Below are 22,758 nucleotides of genomic sequence, written 5' to 3' on the forward strand. Positions count from 1 at the left end.
TTACCGCCGCAGCAGGCCGCGCGTGAACTACAGCATGGTGCGCAGCGCTGGGATACTATGGCGGCGCCTCCGTCCTCGATGTGCGGGTGCAGCTGAAATCTGTGCGGTACGAAAGGATTTCATACTCCATGACCAGACCGAGTTGGGCTCCCGAGGGTATTGATCTGGACCGTCCGAGCGCGTCGCGCGTCTACGACTATTTCGTCGGCGGCATGCACAACTTCGAGATCGACCGGCAGCTCGCACGGCAGATCGAGGCATTCACCCCGAACGTCGCCGAAACCATGCGCGCGAACCGGGATCTGCTGCGCCGCTGCGTGCGCTTCCTCGTCGACGCGGGAATCAACCAGTTCCTCGACATCGGTTCCGGGATCCCGACCGTCGGCAACGTGCACGAAGTCGCCCAGGGACGCGACCCGTCGGCGCGGGTGGTCTACGTCGATATCGACCCGGTCGCGGTCGCGCACAGCCAGGCGATCCTCGACGGTGACGCACGCACCGCGGTCATCCAGGCCGACATCGCTCAGCCCGATGCCATTCTGGCCGATCCGCAGGTAGCGAAGTTGATCGACTTCGCCGAGCCGGTCGCGGTCCTGCTGCTCGGCGTGCTCCATTTCGTGTCGGACGAGGCCGACCCGCTCGGCTGCGTAGCCGGTCTGCGGGACGCGGTCGCTCCAGGTAGCTTCCTCGCCATCACGCACGCCACGTCGGACGGGCAACCCACCGAGGTGCTCGAGGCACAGAAACTCTCCGGCCGTACGTCGACAGAGATCGTGCTGCGCTCCAAGGACGAGATCGCCGCCTACTTCGACGGTTGGTCGCTGGTCGAACCCGGACTCGTCCACCTGCCGCTGTGGCGGCCCGACAACCCGGACGACATCGGCGCCCATCCCGAACAATCCGGCGCCTACGGGGGTGTGGCGCGCAAGCACTGAACTCCCGGCCGTGGACGGCGCCTATCCTCGGAAGCTGACGTGACCCGTCGCCCCAGGTACCGCCCTCCAGACCCGAGGAGCACCGATGGAATACCGCAGGCTCGGCCGCAGCGGCCTGACGATCAGCGAGATCGCCTACGGGAACTGGCTGACGCACGGATCCCAGGTGGAGGCGGACGCGGCGAAGGCCTGCATCCGCGCTGCGCTGGACGTCGGTATCACCACCTTCGACACCGCCGATGCCTATGCGGGCACCCGCGCCGAGGACATCATGGGGCGCGCGCTGGAAGGCGAGCGCCGATCGGGGCTGGAAATCTTCACCAAGGTGTACTTCCCGACCGGGACGGGTGAGAACGATAATGGGCTGGGGCGCAAGCACATCCTGGAATCGGTGGACGCCTCGCTGCGTCGGCTGCGCACCGACTACGTCGATCTCTACCAGGCACACCGATACGACCACTCCACTCCGCTCGAGGAGACCATGGAGGCCTTCGCCGACGTGGTCCGCTCCGGCAAAGCGCTCTACATCGGCGTTTCGGAGTGGACTGCCGACCAGCTGCGCGCCGGGCATCAGCTGGCCCGTGAATTGCGGATCCCGCTGATCTCCAATCAGCCCCAGTACAACGCGATCTGGCGCGTCATCGAAGCCGAAGTGCTTCCGGCCTCCGAGCAATTGGGTATCGGGCAGATCGTCTGGTCGCCGATTCTGCAGGGCGTGCTCACCGGAAAATATCAGCCGGGCCAGCCACCGCCCGAAGGGTCGCGGGCCACCGACGAAAAGGGCGGAGCCACCTTCGTCGGTCGCTTCCTGCGCGACGAAGTACTCGAACGCGTCCAACTGCTGCGACCGCTCGCCGATGAGGCAGGCTTGTCGCTCGCTCAGCTCGCCGTGGCCTGGGTACTGCAGAACCCAGGCGTCTGCGCCGCCATCATCGGCGCATCGCGTCCCGAGCAGGTCACCGAGAACGCCGCCGCCGCAGGCACCCGACTCGACACCGACCTGCGGAAAGCCATCGATGAGGTCCTCGAACCCGTCGTCGAACGCGACCCACGGCTCACCGCGGGCTATCCGGCCAACAACACCTGACCCCCACCTGCTCGGTCAGTCGACCTGCGGCAATACCTCGGCGGCGAGGCGTGTTGCCGGGTACTGGAGCAGCTGCTCGTCACCGGTCCGCCGTTGGTGACCCGGTTCGCGGCAGGCGAAAAGCTCGCGGTCACGATCGAACCGGCAGGCGGCTCGGCGCAGCCGACCAGCACGCCGATCGTCGGCATCGATCTCGGCTGAGCTCGGGACTATTCGAACCGCACTTCCCAGCGCTTGATCCCGTTGAGCCAGCCCGAGCGCAGCAGCTCTGGTTCGGCGACCTGGCTGATATCGGGCATGGCGTCGGCGATGGCGTTGAACATCAGGTCGATCTCCAGTCGGGCCAGGTTCGCGCCGAGGCAGTAGTGCGTTCCGGCGCCGCCGAATCCGACGTGCGGATTGGGGTCGCGCAGCACATCGAAGGTGAACGGATCGTCGAAGGCTGTCTCGTCGAAATTGGCCGAGCTGTAGAACATTCCGACTCGCTGGCCCTTCTCGATCGCCTGGCCGCCGAGCTCGACATCCCTGGTCGCGGTGCGCTGGAAGGCGGCGACCGGCGTCGCCCATCGCACGATCTCGTCGGGCGCGGTGCGCGGGCGACGCTCGCGATAGAGCTGCCACTGATCGGGGTGGTCGACGAAGGCCTTCATGCCGTGGGTAATGGAATTGCGGGTGGTTTCGTTGCCGGCCACCGAGAGCAGGATGACGAAGAAGGCGAATTCCGACGAGCTGAGGTGCTCGCCATCGATATCGGCATTGACCAGCGCGGTGACGATGTCGTCGGCCGGGCATTTGCGCCGCTCCTCGGCCAAATTCCAGGCGTAGCCGGACAATTCGAGCTGCGCGGTGGCCGAGTCACCCGCGAATTCCGGATCATCGGCTCCGATCATCTGATTCGACCAATTGAACAGCTTCTTGCGGTCCTGCTGCGGGACACCCAGTAGTTCGGCAATGGCCTGCAGCGGTAGCTCGGAAGCGACCAGCTCGACAAAATCGCCGCTGCCGTTTTTCTTCGCGTCGGCGACGATAGTCGCGGCCCGTTCGGTGAGCGCGCGCCGCAGGCTCTCCACCGCACGCGGCGTGAAGCCCTTCGACACGATGCGGCGGCTCTTGGTGTGCGCAGGCGGGTCCATATTCAGCATGATCACCCGCTGCACTTCGATCTGTTCGCGGGTGATCTGCGGCTGATAGCGGATGATCGCGGTGTTCTCGGTCGAGGAGAAGACCTCCGGATGTCGCGAAATCTCTTTGATATCTTCGAGTTTGGTGACCACCCAGTAGCCGCCGTCGTCGAACCCGCTCACGCCCATCGGCTGCGCATTCCACCAGACCGGCGCGGTTCGCCGCAGCTCGGCGAACTCCTCGACCGGTCTGCGTGTCGCCCACAGATCGGGATCGGTGAAATCGAAGCCCGCGGGTATCGACGGTGTGGCCATGGCCACCTCCCAGACTGGAACGCGTTCTAGACGTCAATTCAAGCACGGGAGAGGGCCGGGGCGGAGCGGTTCGGACGGCCTTATTGCCGACTCCGGGTTGGTCTACCGCCGCGCAGCAGCCACCACGCCGAACCCACCATCGCGGTGGCGCCGAGCAACAGCAGCACCGTAGTGTCGGACACTGCGTCGCCGAAATGTCGCACCCTGTCCTCGAGGGCGAATTCGGTATCGGCGCCGAGTACTCCGGGCAGCGCCGAGGCTCCGTCGAACAACAGGAATAGTGCGCCGAGCAGGATGAAGAAGAGTCCGGAGACGGTGGACGTGGTGTGCAGGCGCAACGGCCCAACGATGAAACCGCGACCGCGCAGCCAGCGCCTACTGCCGAGATCGAAACGGTCCCAGAGCAAGGCCAGCAGAAACAGCGGCACCGACATCCCCAATGCGTAGACGGCGAGCAAAAGCCCGCCATTGATCGGGGAGCCGCCGACGGCCGCCACCGTGAGGATCGACCCGAGGATCGGCCCCGCGCAGAATCCGGCCATTCCGTAGACCATGCCGAGCACGTAGACCGCCCCGGCCTGCTCAGGCCGCCCGCGACGGGCGGCGGCGCGCTGCGCGAAACCCGCCGCGAACCCGCGGCCGAAGATTTGCAGCACGCCCATCGCGATGATGGTCCACCCTCCGATGGCGATCAGCAGGTCACGGTGGCCGATGAAGAGCCGACCCGCGAACGACCCGGCAGCGCCGAGTGGGACCAGGGTGGTGGCGAGTCCGAGATAGAACAATCCGGTGCGGGCGAACAGCTTTCCGCGCGAGCTGAAAGAGTAGGCGAAGAAGCTGGGCAGCAGCAGCGCGCTGCACGGGCTCAACAGGGCCAGTAGTCCACCGAGGAAAGCGGCGAAATAGCCGATGCCGCCGGTCATTTCCCGAGGTCCTTGCCGCCGTCGCGCATCGCGCTCTGTTGAGCGGCCTCGATAATGGCGACGAACTGTTCGACCTGCTGGGCGCCGAGGACCGGCCTGCCGTTGATCAGGAACGCGGGCGTCGAGGTGATACCGAGATCGAAACCTTCGTTGGTGTCGGTGCGCAGCGCCGTCCGCGCGGCGTCCGAGCTCTGGTCGGCACGGAACCTGGCCATGTCCGGCACCCCGGCCAGCTCGGCGAATTCGGCCAGCTTGTCGGGGGTCAGTGTCCCGCTGTTCTTCTTCGGCGTGCTGTCGTAGACCGCCTTGCGGAATTCCCAGAACTTGCCTTGCTGCCCGGCGGCCCAGGCTGCCCGCGCGGCGTCCGCGGACTCCGCACCGAAGATCGGGAAGTTGCGCCACTCGATTCGCAGTGCACCGGCCTCGACATACTTCTCGATCAGCGCGGGTTCGGTGTTCTCGGTGAACAGGCGGCAGAACGAGCACTGGAAGTCGGAGTACTCGATCATGACGACGGGCGCGTTCACTGATCCCAGTGCCAGCGGGTCCTGCTGGTCACGCCGGGCAAGCTTGGCCAGTTCGCGGAATTGCGCGTTGGCGTCGGACGCCACCGGCGTGCTGTCGCCGGTGCGGCCGCTATCGGAATCCTTGCCGCCGGTCAGTACGACGGCGGCGATCACCAGACCGCCCGCCGCGACAAGGGCCAGCGCGGCGGCGATCGTGCGCGTCCGCGAGGTGGTTTCGGCGGCAGGCTCGGTCGCGTTCGGAGATCTACGGGGGCGTGCGGAGTTGGATCGACGTGACATTTTTCGGGTGCTCCTGACGGCCCGCTCCCGGTGCGGGGCAGGCGTGGACTACGGATGGGGGCATGACGGGACCAGGACGGAGATTCCGGAACGAGTCCGGGCAGGGGCCCGGCGTGGACCCTCTAAATCCGCAACACCGTCGTCAGGTGCGGGGCAGGCAGAGGCCGGTCGACGGTTCCATGCCGCTCATCGGCCGATGGGTACCAGCACGCGGGGATCGCCGTGAGACGCGCACCGCGCAGTGCGACCGGAAGCTGCCCGCCATCCCGCGGCGGGACGATGACCGGCACTGCCTCGGTGGCGCCGATACGCCCGTTTCCGCCGCAGCGCGGTGGCCCGTGGATGGAATCCGGCTGCGCCGACGCGTCCGGGTCCGGCAGCGGGAAGGCTTCGGATCCACCGGATACCTGCGACGTTTCGGTGGTCGACACCTCTTGCGACAGAGTGCTTCCGGTGATCAGACCGACAACGAGCCCGAGTACGGCGAGCACACCGACGAGCAGCGCACCGCAGCGCTGCTGACGGCGCCGACGAAGCGGCGCGTCGGGAAGGGCGGTCACGGCCGCACCATACCGGATCGGTGTCGTCCAGCGGCAACTACGGCGTAGCGTCGGGCTCGACTCGCTATGTCTACCCATCAGTCCGCTCCGGGCGGTCCGCTCCCGGCCGGATGGTCGTCAAGGGTGCTTCCAGTACTCCAATGAAGTCGTGTCTGCGCAGGTGAGGACGAGTAATGGACTACCCGTGTTATTGCGGCGCCGCGGTTCTACCTTCAGTGGGGTAGCGCGAAATCTCGGCGACGGTGCGCGATGGGCAGCACGACCTTCGCCGGGACGCGCGCTGAGGTAAGGAGACGCGCATGGCACTCACTCCGATCCCCGACCTCGGAGACCTGATTCTCGTTGCGCTGCAGGATGTGCAACAAGGAACCCCGGAGCATGTGATCGATCTGATCGAGGCGATGCCCGAGTTCCATCCCACCGAGGAAGATCGACAACCGGACCCGGCGCGCGAGAATTTCGTGCGATGGCAGTCGCGGGTCTATTCCGCGCGGCGTTATCTCGGCGACGAGGGTTTCGTCCTGTCGAACCGCCATCAGTGGCGCATCACCGAATCCGGTAAAGACGCCGCCCAAGAAGCACGGCGACGACTGACCAACCCGGAACTGCCTTCCGTCACGCAGAGTCCGGACCAGCGAAACCCCATTCAGCACAGTGTGATCACCAGGCCACTGCTCGATCCGGATGTGCGAGCACGGGTGCTCGATCAGCCGAGCGACGACGGCCAGCGGCTGTCGGTCGTCATCGAGTTGAATGTCGGCTACCTCGGTGGGCTGCAGGCGGCGACCGCCGCGCTGACCCGACTGCTCCACCAGCTCAACCATGGCGAGCGCAAGCCCGCCGCGGTCGAGCTGTTCGACGAGTACGTGGGGGCCAGGATGTCGATGCGGCAGGTCAAGCGGCTGGTCGAGCTCGATCACGACGAGCGACAGAATAATCACGGGCAGAACGTGATCCATCGCATCTGGCCCAATTTCCCGGTCAAGCCGCTGATCGATGTGTCGGCACGCACTGTCAAGGCCGACGCGGCGCGGCGCGCGTTCGACGCGTGCGGGCGCGGAATCCGCTGGGCGGTGGTTGATTCCGGGATCGATCGGACGCATCCGCATTTCGATGCCGGAAAAACCGTGCTCGCCGATGATGTCTTTCCATTGCACCGCGACTTCACCCAATCGGTGAATCCGGGCCCGGAGACCGCCGATGCGGCGCTGACGGATGGTTTGGGGCACGGTACCCACGTCGCCGGAATTATCGCGGGCTACCTCCCGAATGCCTTCCCCGAAGAGAACATTCAGGTGGTCACCCAGCAGTACACCGAGCCCGACGACCCACGGCCACTACGCGGATTCCGAAAGGTCGAACCCGCAGCGGTTTCCGGTATGGCGCCGCAGGCGCACCTGGTCAGTCTGAAGGTGCTGCGCTCCGAAGGCACGTCCGACATGATCTCGGTGATGGCCGCACTGCGGTATGTCCGGGAAATCAACGGCGACAACGACAAAATGACGAAGATCCACGGCGTCAACATCAGTTTGGGATACGAATTCGATGCCGAATGGTTCGCCTGTGGGCAGAGCCCACTGTGCAAAGAGGTCGACCGATTGGTCCGGTCCGGGGTGGTTGTCGTCGTCGCGGCGGGCAACACCGGCTACGGCCGGTTCAGTGCGCGGGAACGGCAGACCAATGTCGGTCTCACCATGACGATCAACGATCCGGGAAACGCCGCACGCGCTATCACCGTCGGTTCGACGCACCGTCAATCACCACACACCTATGGTGTTTCGTACTTCTCGTCGAAGGGGCCGACCGGCGACGGCAGGCTCAAGCCCGACCTGGTCGCTCCTGGGGAGCGGATCACCTCCTGCGCCACCGGGAAAGCCGCGGCCAAGTGGGGCATCACCGACGTCGCTTCGGGCGTCGCGTGTTACGGCGCGGACACCGGCACGAGCTTCGCGGCGCCGCATGTATCCGGAGCGATCGCCGCATTCCTCTCGGTGCGTCCGGAGTTCATCACCCAGGCCGACGAGGTCAAGGCGATCTTCGTGAAATCGGCTGTCCCGCTCGGCCGGGAGCGCTATTTCGAGGGCGCCGGTCTCGTCGACCTGATGCGCGCACTGCAATCGGTCTAGAACATCGGAGAAAGACAATGACCAAGGACATCGGCGGGCTGCCGCTGCTCGAGCTCAGGATCGACGAGAACGGTGATGTCGACCCCGACGGCGAGCGCGCGCTGGCCGCCGAACTCGACGCGACCGAACCGACAGATCTGCTCGTCTTCAGTCACGGCTGGAACAACACGCCCAGCGTTGCGAGTCGCTTGTACGAAGCCTTCTACGCGCAGCTGCCGCCGCTGCTCGCCGGACACGGTGTGCCGGACCGGAAGATCCTGCTGCTCGGCGTTTTCTGGCCTTCCAGCCGCTGGTCCGACGAACCGATTCCCGATTTCGACCCGGCCTCGGCCGTCGATCTCGGTGGCGGCGGGGGAGCGGCCGGACTCGGCGCCGCGCCCGAATTCGCGCCGCCCGCACCCCCGGACGCGGACATGCAGGCGATGATCCGTGCGGCGTTTCCGGATCAACAGCGCGCGGCGCTCGACGAACTGCTCGAGCTCCTGGTCAAACGGCCCGATGACCGTGCGGCACTGCAGCACGCGCGCGACCTCATCCAGACGATCGCCGCCGCGACCATCGGTGACGGCGACGGCGACGGCGAGCAGGCCGACGAACCGCCTTTCATCGCACAGCCTGATCCGGACGCGGATCTGTTCTCCCGCTTCGCAACCCAACTCGAAGAGCTCGGCATCGTGACCGGTGGCGCCGGTGGCGCCGCCGGATTCGGCGATACGTTCGGCCGCCTCTGGCACGGCGCGCAGGAGGCCGCCCGCCAACTCACCTACTTCCAGATGAAGCACCGCGCGGGCACCATCGGCGAACGAGGCCTCGGGCCACTGCTCGGGCGGCTGCTCGCGCGTAGACCCGCCCTGTGCATCAATTTGATCGGCCACAGTTTCGGCGCCCGCGTAGTGTCCTACGCACTCGCCGGGCTGCCCGCGAACAGCGCGGTCCGTTCGGTCACCCTGCTGCAGGGTGCGTTCTCCCACTTCGCCTTCGCCGCGTCGCTCCCGTTCGACGCGCGTCGCAGCGGGGCGTTGAACGGGAAGGATGCGAGGGTCGACGGCCCGATCACCGCCTGCTACTCCGAGCACGACTCCGCGGTCGGCACGCTGTATCCGCTGGCGTCGATGCTCGGCCGTGAGGACGCGGCGGGCTTCGATGACGTGACTTACCGCTGGGGCGGTATCGGCCACGACGGGCATCAGCCGGACGTAGCGGCCCTGGCGCTGCTCGACGTGGGAACCCGATACGACTTCGCCGGGCGCAGGCTGGTCAACATCGACGCGGCCCGCGTCGTGAAGAAGGGCTCGCCACCGTCGGGAGCCCACTCCGACATCATCCACCCAGAGCTCGCCTGGGTCGTCGTGTCCGCGGGCGGACTCGTCGGCTGACCGGCCGGCGACCATTCTCACTCGGAGCCGAAGCCCGCGAACATCTTCCGCTTGAGCGGTGGCACGGCCTCCGCTACCCGGAATACCGTCCGGCCGATGGCCCGCCCGACGGAGTTGTCGGACACCGTCTGCTCGGCGGCGGTCAGCGAGTCGCGCACGGCCGCGAAGCCGTACTCGATCATCTGCGCCTCGTAGTCGTGGATGGCGGCGAGCAGCGGTTGCTCGCCGTTGGCGGCGGCGACCAGTTTGCGGCACAGCAGCTGGGCGTCGCGCAGCGCGACATTGGCACCGATACCGCGGAACGGCGTCATGCTGTGGATCGCGTCGCCGAGCAGGGTGACATTCGTCGTCTCCCACTGCGGCACCGGAACCGAGGTGCGGATCGGGATGAGGGTGATGGTGTCGGTCTCGGATCCGCCGACGAGTTCGCGCAATTCGGGCGCCCACCCGGCCGTGAGCCGGTTGACCATGTCGTGCAACTGCGTGGCATCCAACGATTCCAGCTCGCCGGGGTAGTCGCCGCGCTTGGCGGCGTAGGCCCAGAAGACGTACGGCTGGGTGTTGTCGAAGAGCGCACCGGGGACGAGCGCGGCCGCGCCGTCGTTGCCGCCGATGCCGGAGTACCGCGGGTCCGGCCGATCGAATTCGTGCGGAGCGATGAACATCCCACATCCTTTGGGCGGCATGACCGCAAGGGGTGAGGCCAGGAATTTCGGCGCGAGCCGCCGCCTGCTTTCGTCGGTCAGGGTGAATTTGCCCGCGACGGTGACGATGCCGGTCTCCACCCGCTCCGCCCGCGGAAGGCGTTGTGCGCGAACGCGCGACGTTCCGCCGTCCGCGCCGACCAGGACATCACCGATGGCGGAACTGCCGTCGGCGAAGTAAGCCTCGACCCGGCCGTCGGGCAGTTCGGCGTAGCCGGTGATCGCCTTGTCGTACTGCACCACGGCACCGAGCTCGGCAAGCAGGATCTGGCGCAGGGTGATCCGGCTGATGCCGTAGTGGCGGTCGACCTCGTCGCGTTCACCCTCGGTCGCCTCGGAATCGAGATTCAGCAGCTCCTTCATCTGCTCGGTGACGAAGCCGAATCGGGTGGCGCCCTTGCCCGCGCTGACAATGAACGCCTGGTAGGCGGCCTCGGGCAGTAACCCGTGCAGCGCCCTGCTGCCGCTGGGATTGATGTGAATGCGGAACCCCTGCACCCGGTCGGTGCGGTGGCGGTCGCGTTCGTACACCGCGACGCTGACGCCCGCCTTGCGCAGGCCGTTGGCCAGCGCGAGACCGCCGATGCCGCCACCGGCGACAATCACATGCGGGGACTTGTTGGCAGACATGACATTTCCTTCCAATCTGTGCAATTCGCAGCACTCTTATTCCTGGCTCCAGCCGAAGGGCCTGCTGCGCCGCCCGGCATGGTGCTGTTGCTCCGCGCCGTGGGCGGCCCAGGACTCGATCAATCGGTCGAGCAATCCGGTCAGGGCGACCACGTCGGCCGCCGACCAGTCGGCGATCACCGCGCCGAAGACCTGCGCGCCGACGTCGAGGAACTGCCGCAGCTCCGCGCGGCCCGCGTCGGTCGCTTCGAGCAGCACCGCACGCCGGTCCGCCGGGTCCGCTTGGGTGTGCACCAGTCCGGCATCGGTCAACGCTTTGACGTGTCTGGTGATCGAGGAGGGCAGGGCGCTCAACCGCTCGGCCACCTCACCCGCCCGCAGCGGGCCGTGCTCGACGGCCAGCTGCAGCACGCCAACTCGGACCGGATCGAAGGCCTTGGCTGTCCCGACGCGCATCGCCTCGGAGAAGCGCGCGGTCGTCCTGGCCAGTGCGGCGATCTGATCGTTATTTGCTTGCATGAAACAACAGTAGATTATTTGATTCCGTGAAACAACTATCGTTGGGCATTCGAAAGAACGGAATCTGCTGGTTCTTCGGACGCGGAGGTGTCACCCTTAACCGGTGAACCATCCTCCGGATAATCAGGCGGGGTCGGACCCGTCGATCGACAAGCTGGACGCGGCGGTGTTCAAGGTGGCAGGCGTGGTCGTGCTCGGCGCGATCATGTCGATCCTCGACATCACCGTCGTGACCGTCGCGATCCCCACCTTCCAGCTCGAGTTCGATACGAGTTACGCGATCGCGGCGTGGACGATGACCGGTTACACGCTCGCGCTGGCGACCGTCATTCCGCTCACCGGGTGGGCCGCGGACCGGTTCGGTACCAAACGTCTGTACATGATGGCGCTGACGTTCTTCGTGCTCGGATCGGTGCTGTGCAGCTTTGCCTGGAACATCGAGTCGCTCATCGCCTTCCGCGTGATCCAGGGCATCGGCGGCGGCATGCTGATGCCGCTCGGCATGACGATCATGACCCACGCCGCGGGCCCGCAGCGCATCGGCCGCGTAATGGCCGTGCTCGGCGTGCCGATGCTGCTCGGCCCGATCGGCGGCCCGATTCTCGGCGGCTGGCTGATCGACGCGTTCAGCTGGCACTGGATCTTCTTGATCAACTTGCCGATCGGTATCGTCGCGCTGGTTCTCGCCTTCATCGTGTTCCCCTCGGACAATCCGGAACCGTCGGAGTCGTTCGACTTCCTCGGCATGCTGCTGGCCTCGCCCGGTCTCGCGCTGTTCCTGTTCGGCGTGTCGTCCATACCCGAACAGGGCACGATCGCCTCGGCGAAGGTGCTCACGCCCGCGGCCATCGGCCTTGTCCTCATGGTCGCGTTCGTCTTCCATGCGCTGCGCACCGAACATCCGTTGATCGATCTGCATCTGTTCCGCAACCGGTCGCTGACCTTCGCGGTCCTCACGATGGTGCTGTTCGCGATCGCGTTCTTCGGAGCGGGTCTATTGCTGCCGAGTTATCTGCAGCAGGTTCGCGGTGAATCCGCGTTGGCCGCCGGATTGCTGATTGCGCCACAGGGTCTCGGCGCGATGCTCACGATGCCGATCGCGGGCCGCCTGGTCGACAAGATCGGGCCGGGCAAGATCGTGCTGTTCGGTATCGCGCTGATCGCGGTAAGCACGTCCTTCTTCACACAGCTCGAGGCGGATACCTCCTACCTGGCCATGTGCGGCGCACTGTTCGTGATGGGCCTCGGCATGGGCTGCACGATGATGCCGATCATGACCGCGGCGATTCAGACGCTGACCCACCAGCAGGTGGCCCGCGGCTCGACCTTGATGAACATCATCAACCAGACCGCGGGCTCGATCGGCACCGCGACCATGTCGGTGGTGCTGACGAACCTGTTGAAGGATCAGCCGTTCGCCGGACCGGCGATCGCGTCCAACTCCAATCCCGCTATCGCAGGGCAGCTTCCGCCGGGTGCGGTCGAAGCGGGGCTGAAGCAGGCTGCCGAGGCATTCAGCAACACCTACATCGTCGCGCTGGTCCTCATCGTGCTGACCTTGGTCCCGGCATTCTTCTTGCCGCGCACGAAACCGAAGGATTCGGAGATCGCCGATGCACCAGCGGCGGTGATGCACTGACACGCACCACCGCGGTGCGATGCGGCCAGGCGTCGGTGTTGTCACACCGACGCCTGGCCGTTCGCATTCGAGGCGGTTGTCGGCCGACAACCGCCCCCGCTCGAGCTCAGGCGTAGAGCGCGACGAAGCGGTCGAGGGAGCGCTCGATGTCGCCTTTGAGTGCGCGGGCGACGCCGGAGCCGATGGGGCCGAACAGGGGTGGGCCGCCGAGATCGATCGAGACGGTGACCGCGGAACCCGCGCCCTTGGGGGCGACGATCATTTCGAGGCCGAACTTGGTGCCGCCCTTTCCCGCTCCGGTCAGCGCCAGCCGGCGGGGCGGCTCGGCGGCCTGCACCGTCCAGGTCACCCGGTTGCGCAAGCCTTTCGCCGAGGCGACGCCGACCAGTTTCGTGCCCACCGTGAGCTCGCTCGGAACCTCGCTGCGCCACGCCTCGTGCATGGTGAGCCACTGGTCAAGCTCATTGAGATTGGAGGTGTGCGACCACGCCTCCTCCGGGGAGATCGGAACGTCGACGGAGACCTTCAGCTTTGCCATCCGCGCATGGTATCCGGTACCCGGAGTTCCATGCCCGCCTCGCCCGCGCCCGGAACCCGGGGCGCCGCAGCAGGGGATGATCCGGGAAAGGGCCTGGCGGCGGCCTGATCCGGCACTGCATCGCACGAGATCTACTCCGCTGCACCGAAGCTCGTTCTCAGCATTGAACTCGTATCCGGAGAGACTTCCTGGCAATGCTGCTAATGTGGCCGAGTCGTCGGGAGGCAGTGGCCTCCGACGCGGACCTGATCCGACCAGGGTTGCTCATGGTCGGCGTCGCGAGGAAGGCGAGACGAAGCGCTGTGGCAGAAGCCTGTGGCACCCAAAGGAAACGCACAGAAGTCTCGACACAGACCGTGACGTGGCCCGGCTTGTCCGGTGAGCCTAGAGCCCGAATACGACGAGAGAACTGATGAATCAAGATATCGCCGTGGTGCTTTCATGGATCCTCGCCCCCGCGCTGGTGCTTGCCGTGGTGGCGGCGCTGTACCTGGCGCAAACCGCCAGACAGCAGCGAGCACGCGCCGCTGCGCTGGCGCAGGAGCATGAGGCACTAGTACAGCAGAATCGAGCGCTCGAAGAAGCCGTCGAGCACCTCGCCGTCACCACACTGCCCTCGGTGTCCGAGGCGGTCCGCCGCGGTGAGATCACGGCGCCTTCGATCGAAGTGCCCGCGGGCATGGAGAATTCGCGGTTCGCGCAGCTCTTGCGGTGGATCGCCGAGCGCTACGCCGATGAGCTGAGACTCCTGCAGATCGAAACACGGGAGTCCGTCAACCGCGAGGCCGAGGACAAGGCGCAAGCGGCGGTCAAGTCCGCTCAGGAGACCGCTCGCACCGAGGTCGAGTCGTCGTCGCGTGCGGCGACCAGTGCGGCGGTGCGGTCCTTCGGCACCTCGGTGGTGAGCCTCGGCGCGGACGTCAGCCAGGTGGTCAGCGCCGCACTGCGTGAACACCGCGACGACGAGGTCTACGCGACCCTCACGCGCATCGACCACACCGTGCAGCAGATGCTGCGCCAGGCGCAGTCGTACGTGATCGTGTGCGGTGGCCTGCCCGGCCGACGTTGGCCCGCGCAGTCGCTCACCGACGTCGTCGGCGGCGCGACCGGCCGCGTGCGTGACTACCTGCGCGTGCGACCCAACCAGCTCGATCGCACTGTCATCAGCCGAGCGGTGGAACCGCTCGTGCACACGCTCGCCACGCTTCTCGACAACGCGCTGCGTTATTCGCCGCCGACGTCGTACGTCGACGTCACCTTCCAGGAGGGTCATCACGGCGTCACCGTCATCGTCGACGATGCGGGCGTGCGGATGAACCCTGAGCAGATGGAGGAAGCAAGGCAGGTGCTCGCCCATGAGCGCCCGGTCGACATCCACCAGCTCGGCCCGTCGCCGAAGGTCGGTTTCCCCGGTATCGCGGCGCTGGCGCGCCGCTACGGGTTCACCGTCTACATCGATGGCCCCAACGTCTATGGCGGTATGCGCGCGATGGTGTACATCCCCGAAGCCCTGCTCGTCGCACCACAACCCGGTGATAACGGCATCGCGGCCGTCGCCCCCGTTCCTGCTCCCGCCGAGCCAACGCCGGTACCGGTACCGGCGGCGGTCGGCGCACACGAGCAGCCGGTCGAGGACCAGCCGTTCTCGGTGCACGACATCACCAGCGGCGGCTTACCCAAGCGGCGTCGCAGAACGACGGCACCGGCACCTGCTCCGGTCGGCGCGGTTCGCTCCGACACCGAACCCGGACTTGCTCGACCCGATGTCGCAGCAGCTTGGCAAAGCGGTTCCAAAAGTGGCCGCGCGGCCTCGACCGACAGTTTGCCGCTAGCCAACAACACCCCATCCGACCACACCGAAGGGATGACATCCTGATGGGCACACCGATTACGGCGGGGGCCGACAGCACCAACAAATTGGGCTGGCTACTCGAGGATCTGAATGCCCCGGGTGTCCGATTCGCCGTGCTGTTGTCCGATGACGGACTGCGGATCGCACACTCCGGTGGGGTGTCCAAAGACGATGCCGAACGTTTCGCGGCCGCCGCATCGGGTCTGCGTTCGCTCGGCAAGGCGCTCGGCGAGTTCTGCGGTAGCTCCGATAATGGCGTGCGACAGAACATGACCGAGTACGACCAGGGGATGATCCTCATCACCGCGGCCGGTGAGGGCGCGCTGCTGGGCGTGGCCACCACCACCGATGCCGATGTCGGCCTGGTCGCGCATCGCATGAATGAGCTTGCCGGGCGGGTCGGGCACGAGCTCGGCAGCCAGCCACGTGGGAGGGCTGATAGCGGCGGCTTGCCGTGAGCGCCACGCAGCCGAGCGCTGATAAGGCGCAGCCATGAGCGGGTCGCGGCGGGATCCGGATCTGGTCCGCGCGTATGTGCGGACCGGAGGACGAACGCGGCCGAGTCGTGAATTGGACCTGGTTACTTTGGTATTGGTCGCCAAGGACCCGGTGCCAGGCGTCAGTCCCGACGCGCGCCAGGTGCTGAATCTCTGCAGCCGCCGCAGCGCTCTTTCGATCGCCGAGATCGCTGCCTATCTCGATCTACCGCCGTCGGTGGTGAAGATCGTCGTATCCGATCTGCTCGACAGCGAGCACCTCGTCATGCCCCGTCCGGCAGCTGTCGTGCCGGAAATCTCTTTGCTCGAGGAGGTACTCAATGGACTCCGTGCTCTCCCGGCCTGAGCGCGACGTCGACTATGTTCCCGACACCGTGACCAGGTCGGTAAAGCTCCTGGTCGCGGGCAATTTCGGCGTCGGCAAGACCACGTTCGTGAACAGCCTCTCCGAGATCAAGCCGCTGCGCACCGAGGAGACGATCACCGAGGCAAGCGTCGGTGTCGACGATATGGCGGGGCTGCCGGGAAAGTCGCAGACGACCGTCGCGATGGACTTCGGCCGGATCACGCTGAATCCCGAACTCGCGCTGTACCTTTTCGGGACGCCGGGCCAGAAGCGCTTCGTGCCGCTGTGGGAAGAGCTAGCCCGTGGCGCGCTCGGTGCGCTGGTGCTTGTCGATACCCGGCGCATCGAGAAGGCCGACGAGGTGCTGTCGGTGCTCGAGGAGCGCGGTGTGCCGTATTCGGTGGCGGTCAATCAGTTCGAGGGCGCCAAACGCTATCCGCTCGAAGAGATCCGGGACGCGCTCGATCTCGCGGCTGGAACGCCCTTGACGTCGCTCGACGCGCGCAATAGGAGTACGTGCCTGCGGTCCATGATCACGCTCGTCGAATTCCTATTTCACCGCCAGGAGTCACGTATTTGACCACGCAAGTGTTTGGATCTTGCCCAGTACCGCATGGATCGCCGATCGATACCGATGGGCCCCGCGTTTCCCTCTATTCCGAAGAGTTCGCGGCAGATCCACACCGCGCCTATCGCGCGATGCGTAGTCAGTACGGTTCTTTGGTGCCGGTCGACCTGTCGCCCGGCATACCCGCCACCCTGGTGATCGGATATCACACCGCCGTAAGGATTCTCAACGATCCCGATCACTTCCCGGCCGATCCGCGCACCTGGCAGCGGTACGTGCCCGGCGAGTGCCCGATCCTGCCGATGCTGGAATGGCGGCCGAACGCACTGCGCAGCGCGGGTCTGGACCATCTGCGCTACCGGCAGGCGAACACCGCGAGTATCGCCGAGATCGACCTGCACGCACTGCACGCCGTTGTCGAGAGGGTCGCCATCCCGCTGGTCAATACCTTCTGCGAAGACGGTGCCGCGGACCTGATCAGCCAGTACGCGTTTCCGCTTACCTTCGAGGTTCTCAATACGATGCTCGGCTGCACGCCGGAGATCGGGCACCAGGTCGCGATGGGCATGGCCGCGATTTTCGAGGGCGTCAACGCGGACAAGGGCAATGCGATGCTTACCGACGCATTGCTGGAGCTGGTCACCCTCAAACGGAAAGAACCCGGCGACGACATCACCACGCGGCTGCTGAGGCAGCCTGCCGAGCTCAGCGATGTCGAGATGATCCACCAGTTGGTCACCCTCTACGGCGCCGGCATCGAGCCGCAGCAGAATCTGATCGTCAACACGCTGCTGCTGATGATGACCGACGACCGCTTCGCCGGCGACGTGCACGGTGGCAGCCTGTCCACCCGCGACGCCCTCGACGAGGTCCTGTTCACCGACCCGCCGATGGCGAACTACTGCGTCTCCTTCCCCAAGCAGCCGATCCTGATCGACGGTGTGTGGCTGCCCGCGCACCAGCCCGTCGTCATCAGCATGTCCGGCTGCAACAACGACCCCGCCATCGGGAGCGGTGAATACACCGACAATCGTTCGCATCTGGCGTGGGGTGTCGGGCCGCACGCCTGCCCCGCAAGGTCGGTCGCGTACCTGATCGTGCAGGAGGCCATCGACCAATTGCTCGACGCACTCCCTGAGCTCCAACTGGCAGCCGACGTGGAGGACCTGGCATGGCGGCCGGGACCCTTCCATCGTGCCCTGGTCTCGCTACCTGTCGTTTTCCCCAAATCGCCACCGTTGCCGGTGTTCTAGGGATCCAACGGGGATTGACATATAGGGAGTCCGCGCGGATTCGGGAGCGTAAACCGGTCACCTTGGTCGCGTGGAGGTTTTCACGGGTGGGCCGGTTCGAGCTCGGGTCGTCGATCGGCCCACGGGCGGGCCTGCTCGAGTTGGGTGGCTACGCGCAGGATGCCGAGTTCGTCGTTGGGGCGGGCGATGAGTTGGGCGCTGAGCGGTAGCCCGGAGGTCGACCAGCCCGCGGGGATCGAGGCGGCGGGGTTGCCGCACACATTCCAGACGGCGGTGTAGCTGGTCATGGGGACGCTGCGCTGTATCGCACGGATTACCCCAGCGCCGTCGAGCCTGCCGACGGGGGCAGGCAGGTGCGGCATGGTCGGGGTGAGTAGCAGGTCGTAGTGGTCGAAGACCTGGTTGACCGTCGCGGCAATCTGTTCGCCGCGGTGTTCGGCCCAGCGCAGCACGGGTTCGGGCGCGAGACCGCGGGCGATGGCCGCGATCGTGCGGGTGCGGCGTTCGAGCAGGTCGGGCCGGTCGACTCGTTCGGCTTCCTCGCGGACCCCGCCGAGGAACTGGGGAAAGAATGCCGAGGTCACATCCGGGTAGCGAGGGTCGAAGTCTTCAACGCGATGGCCGAGCCCGGCTAGCAGGTCCGCGGTCGAGCGAACTGCCGCAACGCATTCCGGGTCGGGGCGGATGCCGGGCACGGCAGCCCGAAGCGACACCGCGATCCGCAGCGGGGTCGCGGGCTCGATCGCGGCGAAGCTGGTGTCGGGAGCATGCCAGCGGTCCGTCGCGCTGCTTCCGCTGATGATGTCGTAGAGCAGTGCGCTGTCGGCGACCGTCCTGGTGAGCACACCCAGCGTGCCGAGTGCCCGCCACAGGTCGCGGTGCGGCGCGGTACTGACCCGTCCCCGTTGCGGTTTCAGACCGAACAGGCCGCAATACGCCGCCGGTATCCGGATCGAGCCGCCGCCGTCACCGCCGGTGGCGGCCGCGACCACGCCCGCCGCGACGGCAGCCGCGGATCCGCCGCTGGAGCCGCCGGTCGTGCGCGTCGGATCCCATGGGTTGCGGGTGTAGCCGTGCGCCGCCGACTCGGTGAACGGCCAGGTGCCGAACTCCGGCAGCGCGGTCTTACCGACGATGATCGCCCCTGCCGCCCGCAGCCTGCGCACGATCTCGGCGTCGGCGGGGGCGGGCGTGATCATGGAGGCGCCGCCGAAAGTCGTTGGCACACCCGCGACATCGACTTCGTCCTTGATCGCCATCGGCACGCCGTGCAATGGCCCGAGCTGTTCCCCGCGCGCCTGCCGTTCGTCGAGTGCACGGGCCTGTGCCAGTGACTGATCGGCCAGCACCCTGGTGAACGCGTTGAGCCGCGGCCCAAGCCGCTCGATCCTGGCGAGGGTCTGCTCGGTCAGCTCGACCGCCGACACGCGACCTGAGCGGATCGCTTCGGCCTGCCCAGCCACCCCGGTGAAAGCGAGCCCCTCGGTGCGGGCGCTCGTATCCTCGCTCATCGCGTTCCTCTCGGTCCTTGCGACGGAACGCGACGGGGGTCGCACCGGCGCGACTGGCTGGACGAATGTTCAGTTGCCGAGTACACGCCGACTCGCCGGGCGTGTCAACTGCGACAGTCATTCCGGCGGCAGGCGTGTCGTCAGTCCTCGCTGCTGCGCCGATCGCCGATGAAACGAAGCAGGGCCGGTTCGGCGGAGGTGAGACGATCGACCTCCGCGCCGCCGGTGCATTCGTAGAGACCGACAGTCACCCGACCCGATCGTCGGCCGACGACGCGCCACACCGCCCCGGACTCCTGCCAACGACGCAGGATCGCGACCACGTTCGACGTATCGCTGTCGCCGGGGCGTGGATCGGTCATGGTCTGGTCATCCTGTCGAGTGCTGACGTCGAGCCCAGGTTACGACGTCGGCGTCGCCGCTGCGAGCCTCCGCTCTCAGCTCTCATGCGACAGACGGTTCCGTGCGTGGTTCCGCCGCCGAGGTGTCGCGAGATGGCATGAATCCCTTGACGATCAGGTACACAGCGAGGCTGACTTCCCACACGAACACCGGGAGTGCGGCGATCGAGCCCCAGACGGAGATCTGGTCGTAGAGCCCGAACAGGACGGCGGTCGCCGATACACAGATGAGTGCGCCACCGGCGAGCCCGATCACGGCGATGAGCCGCGGCACGAGCCGGGATCGGTGCATCAGGGAGGCGAGTAGCAGGCTGTTGGCGCCCAGGATGAAGTTGGGTCCGAGCAGGAACGTCCAGTCGTGGATGGCGACGAGGGACTTGCCGACGGTGACGAGTGCGGGGTTGTCCTGGCCCGCGGTTCCCGCCAGGTCCTGACGCAACGTCACGACCGAGAGAACGCTGATGATGCCGACAGTGATGACGGCGGCTTCCAGCAGGCGACCGCAAACGTAGCCTATGGCCACGCCGTGGTCATGCCTGGCGAGGACGGGATACAGCACGACCGCGGTGCCGATGACGGCGACGACGAGGATGAGCTCGACAAGCCCGCCCATCAGCACGCGACCGTCGGCGCCCGCACCGACGACGTACTCCGCGTCGCTCAGGACCGGTTGGTATAGGGCCAGGCCCGCCATTGCGGTGACCTCCGTGATCAGGAAGAGCACGCCTGCGGCTACCGCCGCTGTCCTCGTTGAGCTCATGTGGACTTCTCCTTCGTGACCGAGGTGTACGGCGTACACCTCGAGTGTCCCGTGGAATGCTAGGTGTACGATGTACACCTCGTCAAGAGGAGGATTGGTTTGGCTCACCAGACGCAGGTCACGCGCCGCACCCCACTGAGCAGAGCACGGGTCCTGCGCGCCGCCGTCGCCCTCGCCGATGACACCGGCATCGACTCCCTCAGCATGCGCAAGCTCGCACAGGAACTCGGCGTCGTGCCGATGGCGCTGTACAAGCACATTGCGAACAAGGAGGAACTGCTCAGTGGCATGGTCGACGTCGTCGTCGGCGAGATCGGTCCGCCGGAACCCGGTGTCGAATGGAAGGCCGCGGTCCGGCAGCGAATTCTCGCGGCACGCCGAGCGCTCCTGCGCCATCCATGGGCGTCGCGAGTAATCGAGTCGCGCGCCGCGCCGACGCCGATTGTGTTGGCGTACATGGATTCGATGATCGGGATGTTTCGGGCGGGCGGTTTCTCCGTCGACCTCACCCATCATGTGATGCATGCGCTGGGGAGCCGGATGTTCGGTTTCACCCAGGAGCTGTTCGACGCTCCCCAAGGCATGGACCCGCAGGCGCCCGCGCTGGACGAGATGTCGGCCCGCTATCCCCACATCATGGAGATCGCGGGCGCGAACCACGACCGACACACTGTCGTCGGGCCCGGCTGCGACGATCAGTTCGAGTTCGAATTCGCGCTCGACCTCCTCTTGGAAGGGTTCGAACGACTGTGGCGTCAGGGTTGGAGCTCCACCGACCGGCCACCCAGCGGCGCTCCAGTGCGTGGCACCGCTGGATAGGTTCGACTACCGAGTGGCAAGCGACCCGTAGGTTTTGCCGGTCAGGGATTTGCGTCGGGGCACACGCGGCTCAGGTGAAACATGTCGGGACCAGCGGCGTGAGCATGGTCCGGTATGGCGAGGCTCGAACCGGCTATGGCTATGGCGCCTACCGCCACCGGTAGTACGCGACGCAGGGTGCGGACAAGGGATGCGACCATGGTTTTTCGGTCCCTTCCAGGGCTTTCCAGCAGATCTCGGCTGAAACTCACAGTGCTGGAGGAGGCCAATGAGGTTCTAATGAACCGCCAATGGCTCAGGTCCCGCTGCAAGCTCATGGCGGCGGGGGGTCGAGGGGAACCAGCACGAATGTCAGGTCGGTGTCGCCGATGCGGACGACGGAGCCGTCGGCGAGCGCGGCGCTGTCCATAACTCGGACACCGTCGACGTAGAGGCCGTTGGAGGACATCAGGTCCTTGACTACGTGGGCTCGGCCGTTGCTCACGATCACCGCGTGGTGGCGGCTGACCTTGCCCTCTTCGAGCACGATGTCGTTGTGCGGCAGCCGTCCGATCCGGGTGAAGGGGCCGTTGACCGGGTATCGGCGGCCGGTCGGATCGCGCAGAAACGCCTGGTGTACATGGGAATCCCGGTCGATGATGGTGGTCGCGCGGAAGGCCGTGGCGGCTGCGACCGAGCGGGCATCGAGCGGCTCCTGCCGCAGCATGCGCGCCTCCAATTCACGGATCGGCCTACCGGGATCGATGCCGAGTTCGTCGGCGAGAGTCGCGCGCACCCGCCGCACCGCCTCGAGTGCGTCCGATTGCCTACCGCTCACATACAGCGCGGTAATCAGTTGCTCCCACAACGGTTCCCGCAACGGATGGTCGTCGATGAGTAGTGTCAGCCCCGAGACCACCGCCTCCGCGCGGCCCTGCGCGATATCGGCCTCGGCGCGCGCCTCGATCACGCCGATTCGTTCGTCGTCGAGTGCAGCGGCATAGGCGTCGGCGAAACCGAGCCCGCGTAGATCCGCGAGGGCCTGCCCACGCCATTGCCCGAGCGCGTCGGTCATGAGTTCGCTTGCCGCAGAGAAACTCCCGGCAGACAACGCCCGCAACCCGGAGTCCCGCAGCGTGCGAAACCGCTGCACATCAAGGGCGTCCTCGGCCACCGCGACCCGATAGCCCGCCCCGACGTGCGCTAGCAACGGCCGTGCGTCAAGTCCCGCGTCCCGCAGGGGTTTCCGCAGATTCGACACGATGGCGTGCAGGCTCACCCGCACATCCGGCGGCGGGTTGCCCTCCCACACCGCCTCGGACAGCGCATCCACCGACACATGCCGATTGGCGTTGATCACCAGATACGCCAGCGCAGCCCGCTGTTTCGGCCCGCCCAAATTCTGGACAACGTCGTCGATCGTCAACTGCATCGGGCCGAGCACCCCGAACCGCGCCCGTGTATCGGCCATCGCCGAACTCCTCCCGACCTAC

Annotated in this window: 22 protein-coding genes; 11 read left to right on the top strand and 11 right to left on the bottom strand. The window is 66.4% G+C overall.

Translation table 11 applies throughout. The features are described 5' to 3' along the window. Nucleotides 1-128 precede the first annotated feature (128 nt). Nucleotides 129-935, top strand: coding sequence for an SAM-dependent methyltransferase (locus tag ACFQZZ_RS08090; protein ID WP_378676128.1), 807 nt, complete (start codon nucleotides 129-131; stop codon nucleotides 933-935). Between the two features lie 85 nt (nucleotides 936-1,020). Further along, complete coding sequence (locus ACFQZZ_RS08095; RefSeq protein WP_378676130.1) at nucleotides 1,021-2,022, top strand: aldo/keto reductase family protein; 1,002 nt, start codon at nucleotides 1,021-1,023, stop codon at nucleotides 2,020-2,022. A gap of 209 nt (nucleotides 2,023-2,231) precedes the next feature. On the opposite strand, the gene ACFQZZ_RS08100 is transcribed toward ACFQZZ_RS08095, so the two are convergent. From ACFQZZ_RS08100 to ACFQZZ_RS08115, 4 genes are all read right to left on the bottom strand, one after another. Next, nucleotides 2,232-3,458: a cytochrome P450 gene (locus tag ACFQZZ_RS08100; protein WP_378676133.1), complete on the bottom strand. Its 1,227-nt coding sequence runs from the start codon at nucleotides 3,456-3,458 to the stop codon at nucleotides 2,232-2,234. Nucleotides 3,459-3,538: 80 nt separating this feature from the next. Then, on the bottom strand, nucleotides 3,539-4,381 hold the full coding sequence (locus tag ACFQZZ_RS08105) for a cytochrome c biogenesis CcdA family protein (RefSeq protein WP_378676135.1): 843 nt from the start codon (nucleotides 4,379-4,381) through the stop codon (nucleotides 3,539-3,541). Then, complete coding sequence (locus tag ACFQZZ_RS08110; RefSeq protein ID WP_378676137.1) at nucleotides 4,378-5,187, bottom strand: DsbA family protein; 810 nt, start codon at nucleotides 5,185-5,187, stop codon at nucleotides 4,378-4,380. Before ACFQZZ_RS08110 ends, ACFQZZ_RS08105 begins: the two co-directional genes overlap by 4 nt. A 122-nt stretch (nucleotides 5,188-5,309) precedes the next feature. After that, a complete protein-coding gene (locus tag ACFQZZ_RS08115) occupies nucleotides 5,310-5,747 on the bottom strand; it encodes a hypothetical protein (protein ID WP_378676139.1) in 438 nt (145 codons plus the stop codon). Nucleotides 5,748-6,046: 299 nt separating this feature from the next. Here ACFQZZ_RS08115 and ACFQZZ_RS08120 point away from each other — a divergent pair, with 299 nt between their 5' ends. Both ACFQZZ_RS08120 and ACFQZZ_RS08125 read left to right on the top strand, forming a co-directional pair. Beyond that, nucleotides 6,047-7,873, top strand: coding sequence for a S8 family serine peptidase (locus tag ACFQZZ_RS08120; RefSeq protein WP_378676142.1), 1,827 nt, complete (start codon nucleotides 6,047-6,049; stop codon nucleotides 7,871-7,873). A gap of 17 nt (nucleotides 7,874-7,890) precedes the next feature. Continuing rightward, on the top strand, nucleotides 7,891-9,249 hold the full coding sequence (locus ACFQZZ_RS08125) for a serine-threonine protein kinase (protein WP_378676144.1): 1,359 nt from the start codon (nucleotides 7,891-7,893) through the stop codon (nucleotides 9,247-9,249). Between the two features lie 17 nt (nucleotides 9,250-9,266). Here the strand turns inward: ACFQZZ_RS08125 and ACFQZZ_RS08130 are convergent, their stop codons facing one another. Both ACFQZZ_RS08130 and ACFQZZ_RS08135 read right to left on the bottom strand, forming a co-directional pair. Beyond that, on the bottom strand, nucleotides 9,267-10,583 hold the full coding sequence (locus tag ACFQZZ_RS08130; protein WP_378676147.1) for an FAD-dependent oxidoreductase: 1,317 nt from the start codon (nucleotides 10,581-10,583) through the stop codon (nucleotides 9,267-9,269). A gap of 36 nt (nucleotides 10,584-10,619) precedes the next feature. Beyond that, entirely contained in the window at nucleotides 10,620-11,102 is a 483-nt protein-coding gene (locus tag ACFQZZ_RS08135) for a MarR family winged helix-turn-helix transcriptional regulator (protein WP_378676150.1), read from the bottom strand. A 103-nt stretch (nucleotides 11,103-11,205) separates the two neighbouring features. On the opposite strand from ACFQZZ_RS08135, the gene ACFQZZ_RS08140 reads away from it, so the two are divergent. Further along, nucleotides 11,206-12,741 (top strand): DHA2 family efflux MFS transporter permease subunit, encoded by a 1,536-nt coding sequence (locus tag ACFQZZ_RS08140; protein WP_378676153.1) that lies wholly within the window; start codon nucleotides 11,206-11,208, stop codon nucleotides 12,739-12,741. A gap of 106 nt (nucleotides 12,742-12,847) precedes the next feature. Here ACFQZZ_RS08140 and ACFQZZ_RS08145 read toward each other — a convergent pair whose 3' ends face one another. Continuing rightward, entirely contained in the window at nucleotides 12,848-13,279 is a 432-nt protein-coding gene (locus tag ACFQZZ_RS08145; protein WP_378676155.1) for an SRPBCC family protein, read from the bottom strand. Between the two features lie 412 nt (nucleotides 13,280-13,691). On the opposite strand from ACFQZZ_RS08145, the gene ACFQZZ_RS08150 reads away from it, so the two are divergent. The 5 genes from ACFQZZ_RS08150 (at nucleotide 13,692) to ACFQZZ_RS08170 (ending at nucleotide 17,795) form a co-directional block, all read left to right on the top strand. Further along, nucleotides 13,692-15,155: an ATP-binding protein gene (locus tag ACFQZZ_RS08150; protein WP_378676158.1), complete on the top strand. Its 1,464-nt coding sequence runs from the start codon at nucleotides 13,692-13,694 to the stop codon at nucleotides 15,153-15,155. Continuing rightward, on the top strand, nucleotides 15,155-15,589 hold the full coding sequence (locus ACFQZZ_RS08155; RefSeq protein WP_378676161.1) for a roadblock/LC7 domain-containing protein: 435 nt from the start codon (nucleotides 15,155-15,157) through the stop codon (nucleotides 15,587-15,589). Before ACFQZZ_RS08150 ends, ACFQZZ_RS08155 begins: the two co-directional genes overlap by 1 nt. A gap of 34 nt (nucleotides 15,590-15,623) precedes the next feature. Then, nucleotides 15,624-15,974: a DUF742 domain-containing protein gene (locus ACFQZZ_RS08160; RefSeq protein WP_378676164.1), complete on the top strand. Its 351-nt coding sequence runs from the start codon at nucleotides 15,624-15,626 to the stop codon at nucleotides 15,972-15,974. Further along, nucleotides 15,949-16,554: an ATP/GTP-binding protein gene (locus ACFQZZ_RS08165; protein ID WP_378676167.1), complete on the top strand. Its 606-nt coding sequence runs from the start codon at nucleotides 15,949-15,951 to the stop codon at nucleotides 16,552-16,554. The genes ACFQZZ_RS08160 and ACFQZZ_RS08165 overlap by 26 nt, the downstream gene beginning before the upstream one ends. A gap of 143 nt (nucleotides 16,555-16,697) precedes the next feature. Then, nucleotides 16,698-17,795, top strand: a complete 1,098-nt coding sequence (locus ACFQZZ_RS08170; protein WP_378676170.1) for a cytochrome P450 — start codon at nucleotides 16,698-16,700, stop codon at nucleotides 17,793-17,795. A gap of 80 nt (nucleotides 17,796-17,875) precedes the next feature. Here ACFQZZ_RS08170 and ACFQZZ_RS08175 read toward each other — a convergent pair whose 3' ends face one another. The 3 genes from ACFQZZ_RS08175 to ACFQZZ_RS08185 form a co-directional block, all read right to left on the bottom strand. After that, nucleotides 17,876-19,306, bottom strand: a complete 1,431-nt coding sequence (locus tag ACFQZZ_RS08175; RefSeq protein ID WP_378676173.1) for an amidase — start codon at nucleotides 19,304-19,306, stop codon at nucleotides 17,876-17,878. A 140-nt stretch (nucleotides 19,307-19,446) separates the two neighbouring features. After that, nucleotides 19,447-19,668 carry a hypothetical protein gene (locus ACFQZZ_RS08180; RefSeq protein ID WP_378676176.1) on the bottom strand — a complete coding sequence of 74 codons (222 nt, stop codon included), beginning with the start codon at nucleotides 19,666-19,668 and terminating at the stop codon, nucleotides 19,447-19,449. 82 nt (nucleotides 19,669-19,750) lie between these two features. Beyond that, the gene (locus ACFQZZ_RS08185; protein WP_378676178.1) at nucleotides 19,751-20,467 is read right to left on the bottom strand and encodes a DUF4386 domain-containing protein; all 717 of its coding nucleotides are present in this window, start codon (nucleotides 20,465-20,467) and stop codon (nucleotides 19,751-19,753) included. Nucleotides 20,468-20,566: 99 nt separating this feature from the next. Here ACFQZZ_RS08185 and ACFQZZ_RS08190 point away from each other — a divergent pair, with 99 nt between their 5' ends. Beyond that, nucleotides 20,567-21,286, top strand: coding sequence for a TetR/AcrR family transcriptional regulator (locus ACFQZZ_RS08190; protein ID WP_378676181.1), 720 nt, complete (start codon nucleotides 20,567-20,569; stop codon nucleotides 21,284-21,286). A gap of 313 nt (nucleotides 21,287-21,599) precedes the next feature. Here ACFQZZ_RS08190 and ACFQZZ_RS08195 read toward each other — a convergent pair whose 3' ends face one another. After that, on the bottom strand, nucleotides 21,600-22,736 hold the full coding sequence (locus tag ACFQZZ_RS08195; RefSeq protein ID WP_378676184.1) for a BTAD domain-containing putative transcriptional regulator: 1,137 nt from the start codon (nucleotides 22,734-22,736) through the stop codon (nucleotides 21,600-21,602). Between the last annotated feature and the right edge of the window lie 22 nt (nucleotides 22,737-22,758).

This window comes from Nocardia sp. GCM10030253 (assembly GCF_042675075.1).
Taxonomy (GTDB): Bacteria; Actinomycetota; Actinomycetes; order Mycobacteriales; family Mycobacteriaceae; genus Nocardia.